Consider the following 18846-nt stretch of genomic DNA (forward strand, 5'->3'; position numbering starts at 1 on the left):
TTAGTGGGCAGTGCTCACCATACTGATTAATGATAAATTTACTTAAAAATTACAGATTAGCCATCACCCTGTTGGCTAACATTTTAATATTATTAAATACACAGCCCATATATGCAGTTACAACAAAAATGTGGACAAATACTGATCCGGCGGAGATTTCAAAAGGTAAGTTACAAAATGTGTCTGTAAGTAGTTCAGGGAAATTCACATTATCACCAGACAAAAGAAGAGCAGATGGTATACTGGCATCATATGTCTGGTGCCTGGTTGCAGACGGTACTGATTCATTATTTGCAGGTACTGGCAACCCAGGCACGGTATTCAAGGCCAGCCACAATGGGAATATTGAAGAGTATTTTAAAACTCCTGAGCTACATGTCCAAAGCCTTACAATCGATTCCGCAGGAAATATTTTTGCGGGTACTTTACCTAACGGAAGAATTTACAAAATCTCATCTAAGGGACAGGGAGAGGTATTCTGCAAACTTCCCGTTCCATATATATGGGACATTATTTCTGATAATTGCGGTAACCTATACGCAGCTACTGGCAACAGCGGTGATATCTATAAGATTTCAGATAAAGGAATTCCAATCCTCTTTTTTGATTCACCGTTTTCAAATATACTTGATCTTGTAATTGATGATGATGGCAATGTTTATGCCTGCAGTGAACCAGAGGGAATTATTTACAAGATAACTCCAAATGGTAACGCATCTGTCCTTTATGATGCGGATGAAGATGAGGTCCATTGCCTGGCCATAGATAAAAATGGTGTTGTATACGCAGGAACTTCATCCGGTACCCCTCCGTTACTTCGCGCTCCCGCTCCTCCTGTTCTACCGAAAGTACAGTTACCACTGCTAATGGAAAATTTTCCAGGTGAACCAAGTGATGTCTGGCTAAATAATTTCTTGTCTGAAAATGATATTGAAACAGCAGCCTCAACTTTTATGGAAGAAGGATATGCTGAAAATGGAATGAGAGAAGTGCCTGTAATTCCAGAAATGAATAATGTATATCGTATTGATAAAGATGGAAGAGTAAGAAAAATATTTGCAGCAGAAGGATTTATTCTCTGCCTGGCAATTGATTATAACAATGATGTTATTGTGGGTACTGGGAACAAGGCAGCATTATTTAAAATTGACAGTAACAATGGCGCCAGTTTGCTTTATGATTTCAGTGAATCACAGGTGTTAGAAATTCTTTCATATAAAAATGGAATCAATTACATTGCAACTGGTAACAATGCGAATATTTATCAATTATCAAGCTCATTCTCTCGTGAAGGAACTTACGAGTCCGTTGTCCACGACACAACATATATTTCTTCATGGGGGTGTATTTCATGGAAAGGAAAGACACCCCCACAAACCAATATCATATTGTCCACAAGGTCCGGGAATAACAGAAGGCCGGATATTACGTGGAGTGACTGGGCACAGACACACAAGTCCAAAGTCGTAAAAGTTAAAAGCCCTTCAGCACGCTTTATACAATACCGTGCTACTCTTTTGACTAATGATTCCAACGTTACACCTTCCCTTGAGAATGTCAGTATAGCTTACTTGCCTCAAAACCAACCTCCTATTATTAGAAGAGTTGAGGTCACTGCTCCAAGTCACTTTCCAGATGATATTATGGAAAATAGCAACACCTTAAATGTACCGGAAACCGTCCATTCAGGACCTGATGATCTATATCTGGATAGCAGCCGCAAGAATCAGAAAGCGGCCTCAAACGAACCCAGGAAACTAATATCCTGGGATGCAGAAGACCCTAATAACGATAGATTGGAATTTGATCTTGAATTTAAGAGTGTTGATGAAAGCAAATGGAAGAATTTAAAAAAAAATGTTAAAGAGGTAAATGAACTCTATTGGAACATAAACAGAATACCAGATGGATACTATCAAGCGAAAGTCATTGCGTGTGATAGTCTGGATAATCCGCTGGAATTCGCATTGCACGAAGATATAGAGAGTGAAAGCTTTCTTATAGATAATACAAGGCCGGTAGTATTAAATCTTAAAACGGTTGTTCAGTCTAACACAATAGACAAGAACGGTAGAGCCGGTCACACCATAATTGTTTCAGGTACCGCAAGGGATGCTATGTGTAATATAACAGACATTCAATATTCTATAGATTCGGGAGAATGGCAGACAACATTCCCGGAAGACAAAATTTTTGATTCAATGGAGGAAACATTCATTATTACAATCCCATACATTTCGGCTGATGAACACACTATCGTTATCAATGCATTAGATTATGAGGGTAACATAGGTAGCAGCAGGATTGTATTTAATCCTTGATTAGTAATTTAAGGATTAGAAGATTATATTTACAAAGTCGTGATTAAACATATTTTGGTTAATTGCTTTATCTTTATTATAAGCATGTACAAAATTATAACCTTCAAGACTATAGGTATGGTTAAAATAAAAAAATAATTGACGGTTTCAAACACGCATTCGCAACTGATGGCGTGAAGTTTGAGGATTGTGACACTGCCTTAATCAGAAAATTAGCAGACTGTATAGTCAGGAGAAATATGTCAGTACCGGCTATTATGTTTCTCGAATCTGTACGACCTTTAAATTTTATTGGCAGTCAGGCAATGATTTTTTTAAAACCGGTCCTTTCACGTTTTTTTACCAGAGAAGAGTATCATAAATTGGCCATTATATTGGAAAAGCGAGAAGTCGTAGACCTGCTGATAAATGAGATTGAACAGAAAGAAAATGCAGCAGGAGAAAATCCTGAAATGTAGATTAACGCACGGTTATAGCAGGGTGAGCGCTGCCCACCAGAACTACTATACCTTACAAAGAAATGGTGGCCAACGCCCACCCTACTCAAAATGATTAATGATCTTAACGTAATTGTTGCAACAGACTGTGGCAGCACGACAACCAAAGCAATACTTATAGAAAAAAAGAGCAATGAATATCGCCAGACTTACCGAGGTGAAGCGCCAACCACCGTAGAATCACCTTTTGAAGATGTTACAAGAGGCGTACTTAATGCCTTTGCCGAACTTGAAGAGTTGTCTGGCAGGAAGATACTGGATGGAGAAAAAATTATCACGCCCGCACGGGGTAATACAGGCGTAGATATTTATATATCAACAAGCAGTGCTGGCGGAGGCCTTCAAATGATGGTTGCCGGTGTAGTGAAGACAATGTCAGCACAAAGCGCGCAAAAGGCTGCTTTAGGCGCAGGCGCGATTGTTATGGATGTAATAGCCTCTAATGACAAACGCCTTCCACATGAGAAAATCGAAAGGATCAGAGACCTGCGTCCGGACATGATACTTCTGTCAGGTGGAACTGATGGTGGGACAGTATCACATGTTGTAGAATTGGCAGAGTTTATAGGTGCGGCTAACCCCAGACCACGTCTGGGTATGACGTTTCAACTCCCAGTCATATATGCTGGAAATAAAGAAGCACAAGAGAGGGTAAGCGATGTTTTAAAAGATAAGACGGCATTAAAAATAACGGATAACTTGCGACCTGTGCTGGAGAAAGAGAATCTTGGCCCTGCAAGGCAGGAAATACAAAATCTGTTTTTAGAGCACGTTATGGCACATGCCCCCGGATACAAAAAATTAATGTCATGGACAGGTGTACCAATAATGCCAACTCCTGGTGCTGTTGGTGAGATGATACAGACAGTTGCCAGAAAAGGAGACATCAATGTAGTCGGTGTTGACATAGGCGGTGCAACTACAGATGTATTCTCCGTATTTGATGGTGTTTTTAATCGTACTGTAAGTGCCAACTTTGGAATGAGTTACAGTATATCAAATGTTATTGCTGAGACCGGTATTGAAAATATTATTAAATGGCTTCCTTTTGAAATCGATGAAGCAGATATTTGTAACAGGATAAAAAACAAAATGATTCGTCCTACTACCATTCCTCAATTGCTGGAGGATTTAAAACTGGAACATGCCATAGCGAGAGAAGCTTTGAAACTCTCATTTGAGCAGCATAAGGCACTTGCTGTTGGGCTAAAGGGAGTTCAGAAACAGAAGGACATCTCAGAAACATTTGACCGGGTAGGGGAAGAAGAGACGCTTATTAAAATGAACAAACTTGATCTCATTGTAGGTAGCGGCGGTGTTTTATCACATGCTCCCAGAAGGGCCCAGGCAATGATGATGATGATTGACGCCTTTCAGCCACAAGGTATCACCATGATAGCAGTAGACAGTATATTTATGATGCCACATCTTGGTGTACTTTCTACGATAAATGAGAAAGCGGCAACAGAAGTATTTGAGAAAGATTGCTTGATCTACCTCGGTACATGTCTTTCTTTGACAAATTCCGGTAAGTATGGAGCTCAATGCCTGGACTGCGTAATTACATACTCTGATGGAAAGAAACGGAATGATTTACTTTTATACGGAGAGATAAAAGTCTTTGAATTGGGCGAAGGAGAAAAGGCTGAAGTTGAAGTAACACCTGCCAGACAATTTGATTTGGGAGTCGGAAAAGGCCAGAAAATAACAAAAGAGGTTACGGGAGGCGTAGTTGGTCTTGTTATAGATGCAAGAGGCAGGCCACTTGACCTTGATTGCAGGAAAGTAAAGGAACCTATGGACAAGGTGCTTTCAAAATGGAATATGGCCTTTGATGCATATCCAAACTAGAGTTTTTTTATAATATAATTATGACACACGCTTACACACCAGGTTTAAGACTGGCTGAAAAATTACAAATAAGAAAAAGCAGAAACCTTCCACTCCCCGGTGATGTGATGGTAAAAAAAGGAGACACGGTTAAATTCGATGATATAGTGGCCAGGACAAATCTACCAGGAAAAGTCCATTCTGTAAATGTAGTAAACCGTCTTGCTATTTTGCCGAATGATTTGCGCAAAAACATGTTAAAAAAAGAGGGTGATAGTGTAACCAAAGATGAACCAATAGCAGAAACCAGACCGTTTATTAAAATGTTCAAGTCTATCTGCCTCTCTCCTATCACCGGTAATATTGAAAGTATTTCAGACATTACAGGTCAGATATTATTAAGAGAGCCCCCTAAACCTGTCCAGATTAGTGCATATATAGATGGCACGGTAGTAGAAACAATTGAAAAGGAAGGTGTTGTAATAGAAACAAATGCTACTTTCATTCAAGGCATATTCGGTGTTGGAGGTGAAACTACTGGAGAGCTGCAAATTGTAGTTGATTCTCCTGACGAAATTGTAACGCCTGAGAACATAAAGGACAGCCACAGAGACAAGATAATTGCAGGCGGATCAATCATCTACTTTGATGCTATCAAAAAGGCGCTGGATACTGGTGTGAAAGGAATCGTTGTTGGTGGAATTCGGGATAAGGAAATTAATGAACTTCTCGGCTATGACTTAGGGGTTGCAATTACAGGATCAGAAGATATTAATATAACAATTATTATTACAGAAGGATTTGGTCAGATCAGGATGGCACAAAAGACATTTGAGATATTGAAACATAGAGAAGGTTCTGTCGCGTCTATAAACGGCGCCACACAAATAAGAGCCGGAGTGGTCAGACCTGAAATAATAATTCCGTATAACAAAGAAGAGGTTTCCGGTACGGCTGCAGAAAGCAGTCCATCTGAGAACAGAGAATCTGTCGGAATTTCAATAGGTAACCAGATTCGTATAATCAGAAATCCGAATTTTGGAATGCTTGGTAAGGTTAAGGAATTGCCAAGTGAATTGCAGGCAATTGAGACGGAAGCTATGGCCAGAGTTTTAAAAGTTGAATTTCCTGATGGTCAAACTGCTATTGTACCAAGGGCAAATGTTGAGGCAATTGAGGAATAATGAATAAAACATTGGTCATATACATATTATTTATACTTACCCTTTCATACACATCCCTCACATTTGGCATGGGAAGAGGTAAGTCTGACTTTGAGGCCTTTGATACTCCAAATGACAGTGGCAATAGCATATCGCTCAGATGGCCGTCTTCTCCTGATGAATCAACAAATGCTGAGTACATTGTATTTGTTTCTACTAATAAAAACGGTCCATTTGAAATAGAAGCTTTACACATCAAATCTAATGATATGTATGAAGAAGGTACGGATTCCAGTTATCATATTGCACACATTGAAACTAATAATTTATTAATTACAGAAATTTCTAATAATAATGACAACATCAATTATTTCTTCAAGCTTGTCAAGAGATCAAATATTGATAGTGTAAATATAGGAATGATTGAATCCGCTACCCCCAAGGGAAACTGGTTCAACAAGTTGAGATTGAATAATTTTATAATAATGATTATCTTTTCGATAATTGTATTAGGCTGCATCAAGCACGCAAAAAAAGTTCAAGGCCTTTTTATCAGAAAAATAAAAGGTTTAGATGCTATAGATGATGCGTTAGGAAGAGCGACAGAGATGGGTAAGCCGGCATTGTTTGTCCATGGCCTTAATGACATGGACAGTATCTCTACAATTGCTGCCATAAATATACTTGGAAAGATTGCGTTAAGGGTTGCGGAATACGATACCCCACTCAAGGTATCTAACATTTATCCGATTGTTTTGTCCGTAAGTCAGGAAGTAGTTAAAGAATCATATTTAGAAGCTGGAAGACCAGATGCGTACATAGCAGATAATGTTTTTTTAGCGGCATCAGAACAATTTCCATATGTAGTAGCGCTGAGTGGTATAATGACCCGTGAAAAACCTGCAGCAAATTTCTTTGTAGGATATTTTTACGCGGAATCTCTGATCCTTGCCGAAACCGGAGCAGCTACAGGAGCTATCCAGATAGCGGCAACAGATGCCTTTACCCAATTGCCGTTCTTTATCACAACATGCGATTATACCCTTATGGGTGAAGAGCTGTACGCGGCAAGCGCTTATTTATCAAGAGACCCGTTACTTCTGGGTAGTTTACGCGCACAGGATATAACTAAAGCAATAATAATAGGTGTTATTGTGTTTGGAGCATTTCTTGCAACATGTGGAGTAGACTTTATTACTTTTCTCTTTAAGCCCGGTTGAAAAAGTATTTATAGAAAGGAACATCAACTAAATGAGCTTTCTTAAAAGAACAGTACCCATGATAATTGCATTTATTATGGGTATATTGATGGTATTTCAATACTATGTACCCCATGAAGCATCACAAAATCTGTTAAAAGTTGTAACCAGATGGGGAATGATAATATCAGGATTTGCCATGTTCATAGGAGCCTACAGCCTGTTCCACCTGCACTGGAACAAAATCAAACTAAAGGTGTCAGGATGGGGTTATAGCGTATTTGTGTTCTTCGGGGCCGGGATAACCATCATCTTTGGCTTGTACAACGGAGGTGAATTCTTCTGGAATGATAAGCAGGTTGGAACAATGTTTGACTGGTTATTTGATTATGTACAGGTTCCTGCCGGCGCTACAATTTTTTCTATTCTAGCATTCTTTATGGCTTCTGCCGCATACAGGACTTTCAGGGCCAGGAACAAAGAGGCGACAATCCTGCTGATATCTGCAATAATAGTAATGCTGGGGCGAGTCCCAATTGGTACCATGATATCACAATATATTCCGATAGCTGCCGACTGGATAATGTCAGTCCCGAATCTGGCCGCTAAAAGGGCTATCTTAATTGGAGTATCTATTGGAGTTATAGCTACTTCAATCAAAATCATCTTTGGTATTGAAAGGGCTTATCTCGGGGGTGGCGACTAATGGAAAAATTACTTAAGATTGACAGGCGCATAATATTTGTGTTAGTTGCTCTGGCTGTTACAATTCCTTTACTCTTCAGATTTAAGATGGCCGTGCCCCCAACAAAGCACGTTAAAAGCATGTATGACAAGATTGATTCTCTTCCAAAGGGTTCTCATGTACTAATATCATTTGATTATGATCCTTCATCAAAGGAGGAACTTCAGCCAATGGCACTGGCCTTGCTGCACCACTGTTTTAAGAAAGACATCAAGGTGATAGGAATGACGCTTTATCCTGCCGGCACCGGCCTTGCAGAAAAGGCAATCAAGGAAACCGGTAAAGAGTATGGCAAGAAAAGTGGAAAAGATTATGCTTTTCTAGGCTTTAAGGCAGGAAGTTCCCTGGTAATATTAAATATGGGAGAAGATATATACTCGGCATTTCAAGAGGATTTCTATGGCAAAAAAACTGCTGGCATGCTGGCCCTCAAAGGAGTCAGTTCACTACGCGAAATTGATTATGCTGTTAATCTTACCGCTGGAGGGATCTATGAAGCGTGGATAGTGTATGGTAGAGAAAAATATCATTTTGACCTGGGTGTTGGCTGTACTGCAGTAATGGGACCCGAGATGTATCCATTTATACAATCTAACCAGTTGACTGGCTTTATGGGCGGATTAAAAGGCGCGGCAGAATACGAAACATTGATAGACCATAAAGATAGAGCCGCTGCCGGTATGTCTCCTCAAAGTGTTGTGCATGTACTGGTTGTCTGTTTTATATTATTTGGAAACTTTTTATATTTTGCATCCGGAAGAAAGCAATAAGATCAGGTTCTGAATAAGTTAATGGGTGGTCAAAAAACTTAATGTCTTCCAAAACTTATTGAGGACTTAACAATAAAATAATGAATAAAAACAGAGAGATATATATTCTTTTTTTCGTATTAATAGCATTTTTTATCGTAAGCGTAGTTTATCTATCCTTTGGCTGGCTGGATATCTGGGGAGAAGGACTTGGCATAATTACTGCCGCGGCAATAACACTAGCTATGTACAGCTTTCTCTACAAGGATAATCCTGTTTTTAAGATAGCTGAAAATCTCTTTGTGGGAGTTGCCATGGGATATTCAATCATCATCGTATGGTATAATATCCTTAAGCCTGATGTCTTTGAAGCCTTAATACTACCAGTGTTTAAAGACACGGGTAATGCTCCTCAGTATTCAGTCATTGTTCCCACTTTACTTGGTTTATTCATGTTTTTAAGGCTATCATCTAAGCTATCATGGCTCAGTAGATGGTCATTTGCATTTATTGTTGGGATGGGGTCAGGAATTGCTATTCCAAACTTCATCAATGCAATATTGTTGAGGCAGCTTGAACCTATGTTGACACCATTATATTCAGGAAGTTTTTGGGGGACGGTAAACACATTACTGGTTCTTATCGGGGTAGTATCAGTACTTTTCTATTTCTTCTTTTCCCTGGAACACAAAGGCCCAATTGGAGGGATTTCCATGGTAGGGATATGGTTTCTTATGATAGCTTTTGGTGCTTCTTTTGGTTATACCGTAATGGCAAGAATGTCACTTCTTATAGGACGCATTCAGTTTCTTTTGAAAGATTGGCTCGGAATAATACAGTAGATAATAAGCGGCTCTTTTTTTTCTTCCGGGAGTAGATTTACACATTGAGTTTTGAAAAATTTAATTCAGCTTACTGTTTTTTAAATACTTTTTCCAATAGTTCTGTGACTCTTGCTTTAGGATCAGTCCTTATCTTTTTTTCCTCTTCACCAATCATATAAAACAGCCCTTCCAAAGCATTATTTGTTACGTAATCATCCAGATCAAGTGCACCTGTTCTCAAAAAGGGCAAGGAAGAGATCTTGTTTACCATGTCTTTATAAAATCGTGTGGCACCAACCTCATTCACTCTTGCTGAAATAATTGGATTGAAGGCATCGTAGAGTTTCTTACTGGCTTTTGCCTTGAAATATTCGGTTGCAGCAGTTTCACTACCGTTTAATATTTTTTTGGCATCGTCAAAAGTCATCTCTTTTATTGCGTCTATGAAAATTGACTTTGCTTGAGGTGCGGCCTTTTCTGCTGCGCGATTCATACTAAGTATAAAATCATCTATAGGTTTATTGTATCCAATTTTACGAAGTCCATCCGAAACAATCTTTAATTTTTCAGGTATGAGAATCTTAATTGCCTCATTAGCCAGATATCCATCAAGTTCTGAAACCGATTTTACCGCATTATCTGTCCCTATTGAAATTGCCTCTTTTAAAGCATTTACGATGACGTTTTCATTAACTCCAGTAACGCCTTCCCGTTTGTGACTACTGAATATTTTTTTAAACGTATCAAATAATCCTGCATGGCAAACTTGGCTGGAGTAAGCAGACATAAAAATAATTACCAGAACAACTATCGATTTTCGCATTTATCCATCTCCAGAAATGAAAACAGGAAAGAAGAGGAAATATAACTCATCCCCCCTCTTTCCTGTTCAAAACAAATGACTAAATTATCTAACTTGTATGATAGATGTTGGCTTAGCATTTACTGTTGCAGTAAATGAGTCAGTCGCACTATCACACTTTGTACCGGAATTGTCATTAACGGTTAATGTTACAACGTATGTTCCTGGTTTGGAATAAACATGATCAACCTTTGCTCCATTACCAGTATTACCGTCTCCAAAATCCCATGTGTACGTCAGGTTGTCACCATCCGCATCGCTTGAACGGGAACCGTCAAAATCAGATACTGCATCAAGGCAGCAAACATGATTAGGACCAGCATTAGCAACTGGAGGTGTATTTATTCTTACATTCAAGGCAGTCATATCACTTGAACATACAGTACCTTTATTGTCATCTACCGTCAAACCTACAGAATAACTACCACCGCTACTGTAAACATGCGTGACTGTAGAACCAACATCCGTAATTCCGTCACCGAAATCCCAAGTGTAAGTCAGAGAATCACCATCAACATCACTTGAACCTGCAGCATCAAAAAGAAGCTCATCTCCTGTACATGCAAGCCCTGGCACAGTAAACACTGCTGAAGGAGGAGTGTTGATTGTGATATTAGCACTCGCCGTATCTGTTGAACGACTTGTTCCTTTATTGTCATCCACAGTCAGACTTACCGTATAATTACCTCCCTGTGTGTAAACATGCGAGACATTAGCCCCGGTCTGCTTCTCTGTTCCATCTCCAAAGTCCCAGGTATAAGCAAGGACATCTCCATCAGCGTCACTGGATCCGGAGCCATCAAATGCAACCACGCCTCCGGTACATGCAACATTTACTGCCATTATATCAGCAGACGGAGGTGTGTTAATTGTAATGTTTGTGGTAGCTATGTCGTCGGAACATACAGTACCTTTATTATCACTTACCGTCACTTTTACAGGATAAGTACCTCCCTGTGTGTAAACATGAGATACATTAGAACCATTACCTGTAGTTCCATCACCGAAATCCCATGAATAAGACAGATTGTCACCTTCAGGATCACTTGATCCTGAAGCATCAAATGCAATCTCATCACCTGTGATAGCCAGGTTATCTGCGATTAAAGCAGCAGTTGGACTGGAGTTAACGGTAACAAACACTTTCTCAATGTTAGTAGAGCATGATGTATTCTGCATGTCGTCAACAGTAAGCATGGCCTTATAAGTACCTCCTTGTGCATAAACATGTGTTGTGCTAACACCGTTAGCTGTTGTTCCATCACCAAAATCCCACTCATATTCCAGTACTTCGCCTGGTTCTCCAGTTGAACCGGATCCGTCAAAAACAACTTCATCACCCTGACAAACGGCAACATCACGCCCTGCAACGGCGACAGGAGCTTTGTTTAAACTGACTCTTACAGTATCTGAACTGGAACTACATTCCGACCCGGAACCATCATCTACATAAAGTGTAGCCATATAATTCCCTTTATTCTGGTAAACATGAGTCACATTTGCACCCATATCACTCGTTCCGTCACCAAAATCCCATCTATAATTTAATGAATCGTCATCTTCGTCTATTGAGTGTGAACCGTTAAAACTAACATTGTAATCCTGATTATGCTGCAAACACAGGTCGACATCTTCACCGGCATGAGCAATAGGTTTAGTATTGATAGCTATAACTTTTCCAATGCTGTCAGTACTGCAGGTTGTCCCGGCATTATCATCTACCGTTAACCTTACGTGATAGGTACCACCTTGATCAAAGGATTTTGAAACCTGTAATCCTTGAGCACTCGTTCCATCACCAAAGTCCCAGTTGTAAGTAGTCTGACCTGGTGTACTATCAGTAGTTCCACTTGCATCAAAAACAACTTCCTGGCTGGTACAGGCTGTGGAAGGTCCAGTAAAATTTGCGACGGGAGGTGTATTTACCGTCACTACCTGTGATGAAACAGCGGTATCACACTCCAGACCTGAATTATCCTGTACAGAAAGGATTACATTAAAATCACCACCCTTTTCAAATCGATGGGTCACAACAGGTTCTTCACTTACAGTACCATCGCCAAAATCCCAATAATAGGAAAGGGACTGGTTATCAGGATCATAAGAACTTGTCGCGTCAAATGTGAATTCGTTACATGTTCCCAAGAGTACCGGTCTTGCTTGCTCCCGCCTGAAATGTATCGGAATTGGATTACCATTCATATCGGTAATCCGTAACCCGGCCTGAGCCTCGATCTGCGTTCCTTTTGTAACGATGTAATCAAGGAACCTCTCATTAGTTGAAGAAAAAGTTACCTGAGTCTGGTGCCATTCTCCGCTTGATGAATCGCCTATATTATGTTTACTGTTATCTTGAGGATCACGCACAATGCTTGTGCCGCCATCGTGGTCCAAATCGTAATTCTCTACCAGAACTGTGTCAACACCCTCCGGTATTAAAGGATAGAAATGCATCCTTGATCCTTCCTTATCCAACAGTCGAAAGGTAATATTCGTACTGGACACCCTCGCACTTTCAGGAGAAACCTTAACTTTGAAAAGGTTACCATCATCTCCCGATGTAGCAGTAATATCTAGCGTAAACCTGTAATACGAGCCGATCTTCTCACCATCGGTTTTTGATAAAGATTTAAAATCATAGAATTTACGATTGTATTCGCCTTCATAAAATCGTTTACTATATTTTACCCCTCTTTTTCCGGTAAGAGTAATTACTGTCTCAGTATCCCACTCGTTTGTACCATTTACTCTTGCATCCAGATCACCACCCATTTGCGGATTTTCATAGTCGTACAAAGCACCACCAGTATCAGGATCATAAACACTTATATTGACAGGGCCATCAGCATCTTCAGGAACATCAATATGTAGTACCTGCTTGTGATCTTCAGCGCCCGTCAATGGGTCACTGTTCGGGCCGGTAACATAAAGGAATTCGGCATTTGTGTCATTTTCCGGTATTATAAAGGCAAAAGACTTTTCCGCCCCCATTGCAACCACTATTATAAAAATAAAAAATAATAATTTTTTCATATCATTAAACCCTCCTCACGAACTAAAAGATAAAATAAATTTTGTCTACAAATAGAAAGCCATAATATGTTCGCAGACACTACTACACTTTTATATTCAGAAATGAAATACAGAAGTTGTTACTGTACCGATAAAGACAATCCTTTAAATATTTAGATAGAATTGTTTAAAAATAAAATAAAAAATATGGGAATATTATACATGTATTATATTATAAATATAAGGACAAAATCCATATCAAAATAGGCAAAAAGATAACAACTAGCAGTAAACATTTATAATTAAAATGTTATGATTGCTGATAGCAAAATGTACTTCATGTATTCCATGAAATTCCATTTATTGTATTGTGATTTGCAGAAAACAAGGGTAAAAGGCCAGAAAATTATTTTGTTTTGTTTTTAAAAATAATATTCTTTCATTTTCTATTTTTTTATCTTGATAAAAGAGAAAAAAACGTGATCCAGATTGTTACTTTATACAAACAACAATCATTTGTCAACAACAACTAATAATTACGATATGTTTTTATAAAGTAACAATTGAAATAAACGATAAAAATATTTTATAAATTTGAAATGACACCCAATCTTAGGAGTGGAAGCATAATCTCATGGTGGCCTGTAATGGAGTAACCATGAGTGGTAGGACGCTTTACTACGTTCGTCTGAGGTCGGTAATGCTGAATCATATCCATATTAACCGTTGTAAAATTATTGACCTTTCTACCGAGATTCCTTGCGACTGTTATAGCTTTTAAGAATACTTCAGGCATTATGACAGCAGACCCAACATTCAGCCAGACTCCACCTTCAAGATCAGATACAACAGAACATAGTTTCTTAAAATCTACATGGCTTGATTCTCCCATATCACTTCCCGATACACAGGGATGCATATGGATTATGTCTGTACCAATTGCGACGTGTACAGTCACCGGTATGTTCAACCGAACTCCCTCTGCCAGGATACTATGTTGTTTATAGCTATTCTTGTCCTTTAATATTTTATCTCCAAGCGCCCTGCCCAATCCAACCTCAGGCACTGATGCTGCAGCCTGAATTGCTTCAGCGGTTTCCTTCGCCATGCCGAAAGTCCCATCCTTAAGGCAGTTCGATACATCTTCAGAAGTCTCTCCGATCAAAGATATTTCATAATCATGTATTGCGCCGGACCCGTTCATTGCAACTGCAGTAATAATACCACGCTTCATTAAATCTATGACGATAGGTGATAATCCACATTTTATAACGTGGGCCCCCATTGCCAATACTACCTGACGATCCTTACTGTATGCCTTAACAATGTTATCGATTACTTTCCTCAGATCATCAGCGGCCAGGACCGTTGGTAGTGAGTCAATAAATTTATTGATATTCTTAAACTCGACAGGTTTGCCGAATTGCCCAATATCGACAAGGTTCTTTCTCTTCTTTATTGGGTATGTCTTTATCTTTTTCAGGTCTATCGGTTTATATTCTTTTTTTTGTTTCTTCAAAACCTAATCCCTTCTATCAGACCTTTCCAAAGGATATGATAATATGTATACAGTTAAATTAAAATTGAGATCCTCTCGGAAGAGATGTATTGTTATTCCAAACATCCCTTTCGATAAGATCCAGATTGTATTTCAATTTTTAACAACCCTATCAATTGCCTCTTTATACAATTCAATTCCCTTTGTAATCTGTATCTCAATTTTAAGTGATAGTATATTAGCACCTTTTACCTCCAATTTCCTTATTTTTACTATATCTTTCTGCGTTACGACAATCGCATCAGCACCTAGTAACTGCGAGTCAGATATAACCTTGTCTAATTCTGACTGAGTATAGTTATGGTGATCACGAAACACTCTATGCATTATTAAATCAGCTTCAAGTCCTTTCAGCGTGAATGTAAAGGATTCCGGGTTGCCTATTCCAGAGAGGGCATAAACCCTTTTTCCTTTCAACCACTCAAGTTCTAAAACCGTACCATCTTTAATATTATCAATTTGTACAGCAGTGTGATTAGATTCACAGACAGATGCACGAGGGTTTATCTGCTTTAATCTTGTGTAAATTGATTGGATAGTTTGTTCTTTACCCTGATCACAGTGTGATATTATAAACAGGTCTGCACGTCCAAGATTTCTAAGCGGTTCTCTCAGGCCCCCTCTTGGTATAAGTTTCCCTCCACCAAACGGATTAAGAGCGTCAATCACTACTATATCAAGATCACGCTTCAGTTTAAAATGTTGAAAACCGTCATCAAGGATTACGCAATCTACTCCAAACTCACTTATTGCTTTTTCACCGTTCTTTACTCTGTCCTTACCTGCCAGGACAGGCACATCCTGAAGGTTTTCCTTTAAAGCAAGACACTCGTCATTAGTAATCTCATTATCTTCTTGTGAAGAATTGTTACCACCATAACCCCTGCTCAAGATTGCAACCTTCTTGCCAATTTCACGAAGATACTTAACTGAAAACTCTACAAGAGGTGTTTTGCCAGTACCCCCTGTGGTAATGTTCCCAATGCTGATAACCTTTGCTGGTAAACTGGTACTCCTGACAATACCATTGTTGTAGAGAGCATTTCTTGTTTTCAGCACCGCTGAATACGGTAACGTAAAAGTGGTAAGAGTTGACTTGATTATAGCGGCAACAAATCCTCTTTGCTGTCCGGAAAGAATTGATAGATAATATTCCTTTATCATGAGAATGATAAGCAGAAAGCTTGGGTGACATGGACAGTCACTGTGCTGAACCCGATTCAGGAACTCTTTGAACTCTTTGTCCGTGCATTATAATTGAATTTATTCGAGAGGGACCGACCAGTAAGCATTGCTCAGGAACTGTTTCCAGGAGTTATACTTATTTGAACCCAGTTTTAATTGAATAATTGGACAATACTTCGGTTTAATCGGTTCGCAAATCAGTTTCATTCCGGCTTCTGCGGGTCTTCTACCTCCCTTGTGTTTATTACAATTTGTACAGGCACAGACAATATTCTTCCAGTTACTGGTCCCTCCTTGAGTCTTTGGTATAACATGGTCCAGGCTCAACTCTGATGTGGAGAACTTTCTGCCACAATACTGACACCTGTTCTTATCTCTGGCAAAAATATTTTTTCTATTAAATTTTATATTTGCTCGGGGAAGCTTATCGTAAACAACTAACCTGATAATCTTTGGAACTCTGATTTCCAGCGAAACTGTCTTGATGCTTTCATATCGATCCTCATCCGGTAACCTGTATTCCTCCTTAAATGCTGAAACATCTACCCAGCTTGAAAAATCGTATGAATTATACTGACCTTCATCTACAGATACAACCTCAGCACACTCTTTAAATAGCATCGCAAATGCCCTCTTCGCATTTACGACGTGTACAGCCGCATAGAATTTGTTCAAAACCAGAACACTGGATTCCAACGCGATAGTACTCTGCATAAAGACTCCCTTTTGCCTTTACAAAAACACACAGATTGTTACGCAATATTCGCTACTATAAGGTCGCCAACTTCAGAAGTTGAATAGCCCATCTGTCCGGCATTTACCCCTTTCAGTTTGTTACCTATAACATCTATTACCGCTCTTTCGATAGAAGCAGCTGCTTTGTCCTCTCCTAACTGTTCAAGAAGCATTGTAAGCGCAAGTATAGCTGCAACCGGATTAATAACGTTTTTGTCAGTATATTTAGGGGCTGATCCTCCAATCGGCTCAAACATCGAAACACCTTCGGGATTCACATTTCCTCCCGCAGCGATTCCCATTCCTCCCTGGATCATCGCACCCAAATCTGTAATTATATCACCAAACATATTACACGTTACAATAACGTCAAACCATTCTGGGTTTTTTACCATCCACATACAGGTAGCGTCAACATGGGCATACTCACGTTTTATATCGCTGTACTCTTCACCTACTTCGTTAAATACTCTCCACCACAGATCATGAGCGTAAGTCAAGACGTTTGTCTTGGCACATAGCAGCAGCTGCTTTCTTTTACCTCGTTTTCTTGTATATTCAAACGCGTAACGAATACAGCGCTCTACCCCCTGCCTTGTATTGATCATCTCCTGTGTCGCGACTTCTTCAGGAGTGCCTTTCTTTAAGAACCCGCCTATTCCTGCATACAGACCTTCGTTATTTTCACGCACTACAACAAAATCAATATCATCAGGTCCTTTGTCCTTGAGAGGACAATCTACACCAGGATACAATTTTACAGGACGTAAATTTATGTATTGCTGTAATGCAAATCGTGCTTTCAGAAGCAAGCCCTTTTCGAGGATGCCAGGCTGTACGTCAGGATGCCCAATCGCCCCAAGAAAAATTGAATTGCACTGTTTAAGTTCCTCAACTACAGAATCAGGCAAAATTTCACCTGTCTTTAAATACCTTTCGCCACCAAGGTCATAGTCAACTAACTCATATTTAAACCCATGCTTCTGAGCTGCTGCCTCCAGAACCTTTAATCCTTCACGAACTACTTCCGGCCCGGTACCATCCCCGGGTATGGTTGCTATTTTATACATTATTATAATATCTTTCTTTTGTTTGAATTAAAAAACTATAAATCTGAATTTAATTATTTTGATAAAATTATGTAGGGAGCGTTTCCCAAACAGGCCATAAAAAAAAATACTGCCTGGAAAACGATCCCTGGTATTTGCGCAACACACAAAAAAGATACTAACAATTATTGTTACTTTTTCAAGAGTAAAAATCAGCTAACCTGGAACCTTTACCAGGCATTGATGATTCTTTTATTACTTTTGTTATAAATTTCTTTGCAGTTGTAATGGAACCGATCATCTCATTTCCTTTTGCCAACTCCGTCGCTATTGCTGCTGAATACATACATCCAGTACCGTGAACATTGCTCATGTTTATCCGTTTTTCCCTGAAGCATTGGAACTCATTTCCATCATAAAAGAGATCAATAATCTCTTCATTTATATCATCCTCATTACCATTATTTATTACATGTCCTCCTTTAATCAGCACATTTGAAGCTCCCTGCTCGTATAAGACAGCAGCCGCCTCTTTTATATCTGAAAAATTCTTTATCTTACGTTCTGTCATAATTTCAGCTTCCGGAATATTTGGAGTTACCAGGCAAGATAACGGTATTAATTCAGTTACGAGTTTTCTAACGCCTTCACCTGTCAATAACCTTTTACCTGTATGAGATGTAATAACAGGGTCTACTACCAGATTTTTAAGACTATACTTCTTGAACTTGTCGCATACAATCTCTACAACCTCCTCACTGACAAGCATTCCTGTTTTGAGTGCATCAGTGCCAATGTCTGAAATAACTGCATCAATCTGTTGACTGATAAATGATGCCGGAACATCAAAAACGGAGCTAACACCAAGACTGTTTTGCGCGGTTAATGCGGTAATTGTACATGTGCCATATGCGCCGAGAGCACTTATCACTTTAAGGTCAGCCTGTACTCCAGCGCCACAACAAGAATCTGAACCGGCTATGGTAAGAACTTTATACATTCTTTAGCTATCTTTCCCTTAATGGTTATATCAGGTTTGTACGTAATTATATTAAAGAAATAATATTAATAGAAAACTATTCAAATTTACAGAGCTATAAAACTTTTCTACCTTTAG

Annotated in this window: 15 protein-coding genes; 8 read left to right on the plus strand and 7 right to left on the minus strand. The window is 39.2% G+C overall.

Annotated features, from left to right (window positions below; all coding sequences use genetic code 11):
- Positions 1-128: 128 nt before the first annotated feature.
- The 8 genes from SCALIN_RS03275 to SCALIN_RS03310 all read left to right on the plus strand — a co-directional run bounded on the left by SCALIN_RS03275 (position 129) and on the right by SCALIN_RS03310 (position 9346).
- A complete protein-coding gene (locus SCALIN_RS03275) occupies positions 129-2321 on the plus strand; it encodes a hypothetical protein (protein WP_133111635.1) in 2193 nt (730 codons plus the stop codon).
- A gap of 239 nt (positions 2322-2560) precedes the next feature.
- The gene (locus SCALIN_RS03280; protein WP_096892832.1) at positions 2561-2779 is read left to right on the plus strand and encodes a hypothetical protein; all 219 of its coding nucleotides are present in this window, start codon (positions 2561-2563) and stop codon (positions 2777-2779) included.
- Between the two features lie 90 nt (positions 2780-2869).
- Entirely contained in the window at positions 2870-4669 is a 1800-nt protein-coding gene (locus tag SCALIN_RS03285) for a glutamate mutase L (protein ID WP_096892833.1), read from the plus strand.
- A gap of 20 nt (positions 4670-4689) precedes the next feature.
- A complete protein-coding gene (locus SCALIN_RS03290) occupies positions 4690-5832 on the plus strand; it encodes a hypothetical protein (RefSeq protein WP_096892834.1) in 1143 nt (380 codons plus the stop codon).
- On the plus strand, positions 5832-7031 hold the full coding sequence (locus SCALIN_RS03295; protein WP_096892835.1) for a DUF6754 domain-containing protein: 1200 nt from the start codon (positions 5832-5834) through the stop codon (positions 7029-7031). The genes SCALIN_RS03290 and SCALIN_RS03295 overlap by 1 nt, the downstream gene beginning before the upstream one ends.
- 31 nt (positions 7032-7062) lie before the next feature.
- On the plus strand, positions 7063-7716 hold the full coding sequence (locus SCALIN_RS03300) for a hypothetical protein (protein ID WP_096892836.1): 654 nt from the start codon (positions 7063-7065) through the stop codon (positions 7714-7716).
- Positions 7716-8525: a hypothetical protein gene (locus SCALIN_RS03305; RefSeq protein ID WP_096892837.1), complete on the plus strand. Its 810-nt coding sequence runs from the start codon at positions 7716-7718 to the stop codon at positions 8523-8525. The genes SCALIN_RS03300 and SCALIN_RS03305 overlap by 1 nt, the downstream gene beginning before the upstream one ends.
- Before the next feature lie 80 nt (positions 8526-8605).
- Positions 8606-9346: a hypothetical protein gene (locus SCALIN_RS03310; RefSeq protein WP_203415323.1), complete on the plus strand. Its 741-nt coding sequence runs from the start codon at positions 8606-8608 to the stop codon at positions 9344-9346.
- A 70-nt stretch (positions 9347-9416) separates the two neighbouring features.
- Here SCALIN_RS03310 and SCALIN_RS03315 read toward each other — a convergent pair whose 3' ends face one another.
- The 7 genes from SCALIN_RS03315 to thiD form a co-directional block, all read right to left on the minus strand.
- Positions 9417-10151 (minus strand): DUF4197 domain-containing protein, encoded by a 735-nt coding sequence (locus SCALIN_RS03315; protein ID WP_203415324.1) that lies wholly within the window; start codon positions 10149-10151, stop codon positions 9417-9419.
- Positions 10152-10235: 84 nt separating this feature from the next.
- On the minus strand, positions 10236-13223 hold the full coding sequence (locus SCALIN_RS03320) for a PKD domain-containing protein (RefSeq protein WP_096892838.1): 2988 nt from the start codon (positions 13221-13223) through the stop codon (positions 10236-10238).
- A 565-nt stretch (positions 13224-13788) separates the two neighbouring features.
- Positions 13789-14721, minus strand: a complete 933-nt coding sequence (locus SCALIN_RS03325) for a GSU2086 family protein (RefSeq protein ID WP_096892839.1) — start codon at positions 14719-14721, stop codon at positions 13789-13791.
- Between the two features lie 132 nt (positions 14722-14853).
- Positions 14854-15924, minus strand: a complete 1071-nt coding sequence (gene lpxK, locus SCALIN_RS03330) for a tetraacyldisaccharide 4'-kinase (protein WP_096892840.1) — start codon at positions 15922-15924, stop codon at positions 14854-14856.
- Between the two features lie 99 nt (positions 15925-16023).
- Positions 16024-16659 carry an HNH endonuclease gene (locus SCALIN_RS03335; protein WP_096892841.1) on the minus strand — a complete coding sequence of 212 codons (636 nt, stop codon included), beginning with the start codon at positions 16657-16659 and terminating at the stop codon, positions 16024-16026.
- Between the two features lie 38 nt (positions 16660-16697).
- Complete coding sequence (locus tag SCALIN_RS03340) at positions 16698-17750, minus strand: 3-isopropylmalate dehydrogenase (protein WP_096892842.1); 1053 nt, start codon at positions 17748-17750, stop codon at positions 16698-16700.
- A gap of 178 nt (positions 17751-17928) precedes the next feature.
- A complete protein-coding gene (thiD, locus tag SCALIN_RS03345; RefSeq protein ID WP_096892843.1) occupies positions 17929-18729 on the minus strand; it encodes a bifunctional hydroxymethylpyrimidine kinase/phosphomethylpyrimidine kinase in 801 nt (266 codons plus the stop codon).
- Between the last annotated feature and the right edge of the window lie 117 nt (positions 18730-18846).

The sequence above is a fragment of the Candidatus Scalindua japonica genome (assembly GCF_002443295.1).
GTDB classification, from domain to species: Bacteria; Planctomycetota; Brocadiia; order Brocadiales; family Scalinduaceae; genus Scalindua; species Scalindua japonica.

What these genes read in the sequence shown, in the direction of transcription:
- SCALIN_RS03275 (WP_133111635.1), top strand. Translation starts at nt 129, where the DNA reads ATGTGGACAAATACTGATCCGGCGGAGATTTCAAAAGGTAAGTTACAA.
- SCALIN_RS03280 (WP_096892832.1), top strand. Translation starts at nt 2,561, where the DNA reads ATGTCAGTACCGGCTATTATGTTTCTCGAATCTGTACGACCTTTAAAT.
- SCALIN_RS03285 (WP_096892833.1), top strand. Translation starts at nt 2,870, where the DNA reads ATGATTAATGATCTTAACGTAATTGTTGCAACAGACTGTGGCAGCACG.
- SCALIN_RS03290 (WP_096892834.1), top strand. Translation starts at nt 4,690, where the DNA reads ATGACACACGCTTACACACCAGGTTTAAGACTGGCTGAAAAATTACAA.
- SCALIN_RS03295 (WP_096892835.1), top strand. Translation starts at nt 5,832, where the DNA reads ATGAATAAAACATTGGTCATATACATATTATTTATACTTACCCTTTCA.
- SCALIN_RS03300 (WP_096892836.1), top strand. Translation starts at nt 7,063, where the DNA reads ATGAGCTTTCTTAAAAGAACAGTACCCATGATAATTGCATTTATTATG.
- SCALIN_RS03305 (WP_096892837.1), top strand. Translation starts at nt 7,716, where the DNA reads ATGGAAAAATTACTTAAGATTGACAGGCGCATAATATTTGTGTTAGTT.
- SCALIN_RS03310 (WP_203415323.1), top strand. Translation starts at nt 8,606, where the DNA reads ATGAATAAAAACAGAGAGATATATATTCTTTTTTTCGTATTAATAGCA.
- SCALIN_RS03315 (WP_203415324.1), bottom strand. Translation starts at nt 10,151, where the DNA reads ATGCGAAAATCGATAGTTGTTCTGGTAATTATTTTTATGTCTGCTTAC.
- SCALIN_RS03320 (WP_096892838.1), bottom strand. Translation starts at nt 13,223, where the DNA reads ATGAAAAAATTATTATTTTTTATTTTTATAATAGTGGTTGCAATGGGG.
- lpxK (WP_096892840.1), bottom strand. Translation starts at nt 15,924, where the DNA reads ATGATAAAGGAATATTATCTATCAATTCTTTCCGGACAGCAAAGAGGA.
- SCALIN_RS03335 (WP_096892841.1), bottom strand. Translation starts at nt 16,659, where the DNA reads ATGCAGAGTACTATCGCGTTGGAATCCAGTGTTCTGGTTTTGAACAAA.
- SCALIN_RS03340 (WP_096892842.1), bottom strand. Translation starts at nt 17,750, where the DNA reads ATGTATAAAATAGCAACCATACCCGGGGATGGTACCGGGCCGGAAGTA.
- thiD (WP_096892843.1), bottom strand. Translation starts at nt 18,729, where the DNA reads ATGTATAAAGTTCTTACCATAGCCGGTTCAGATTCTTGTTGTGGCGCT.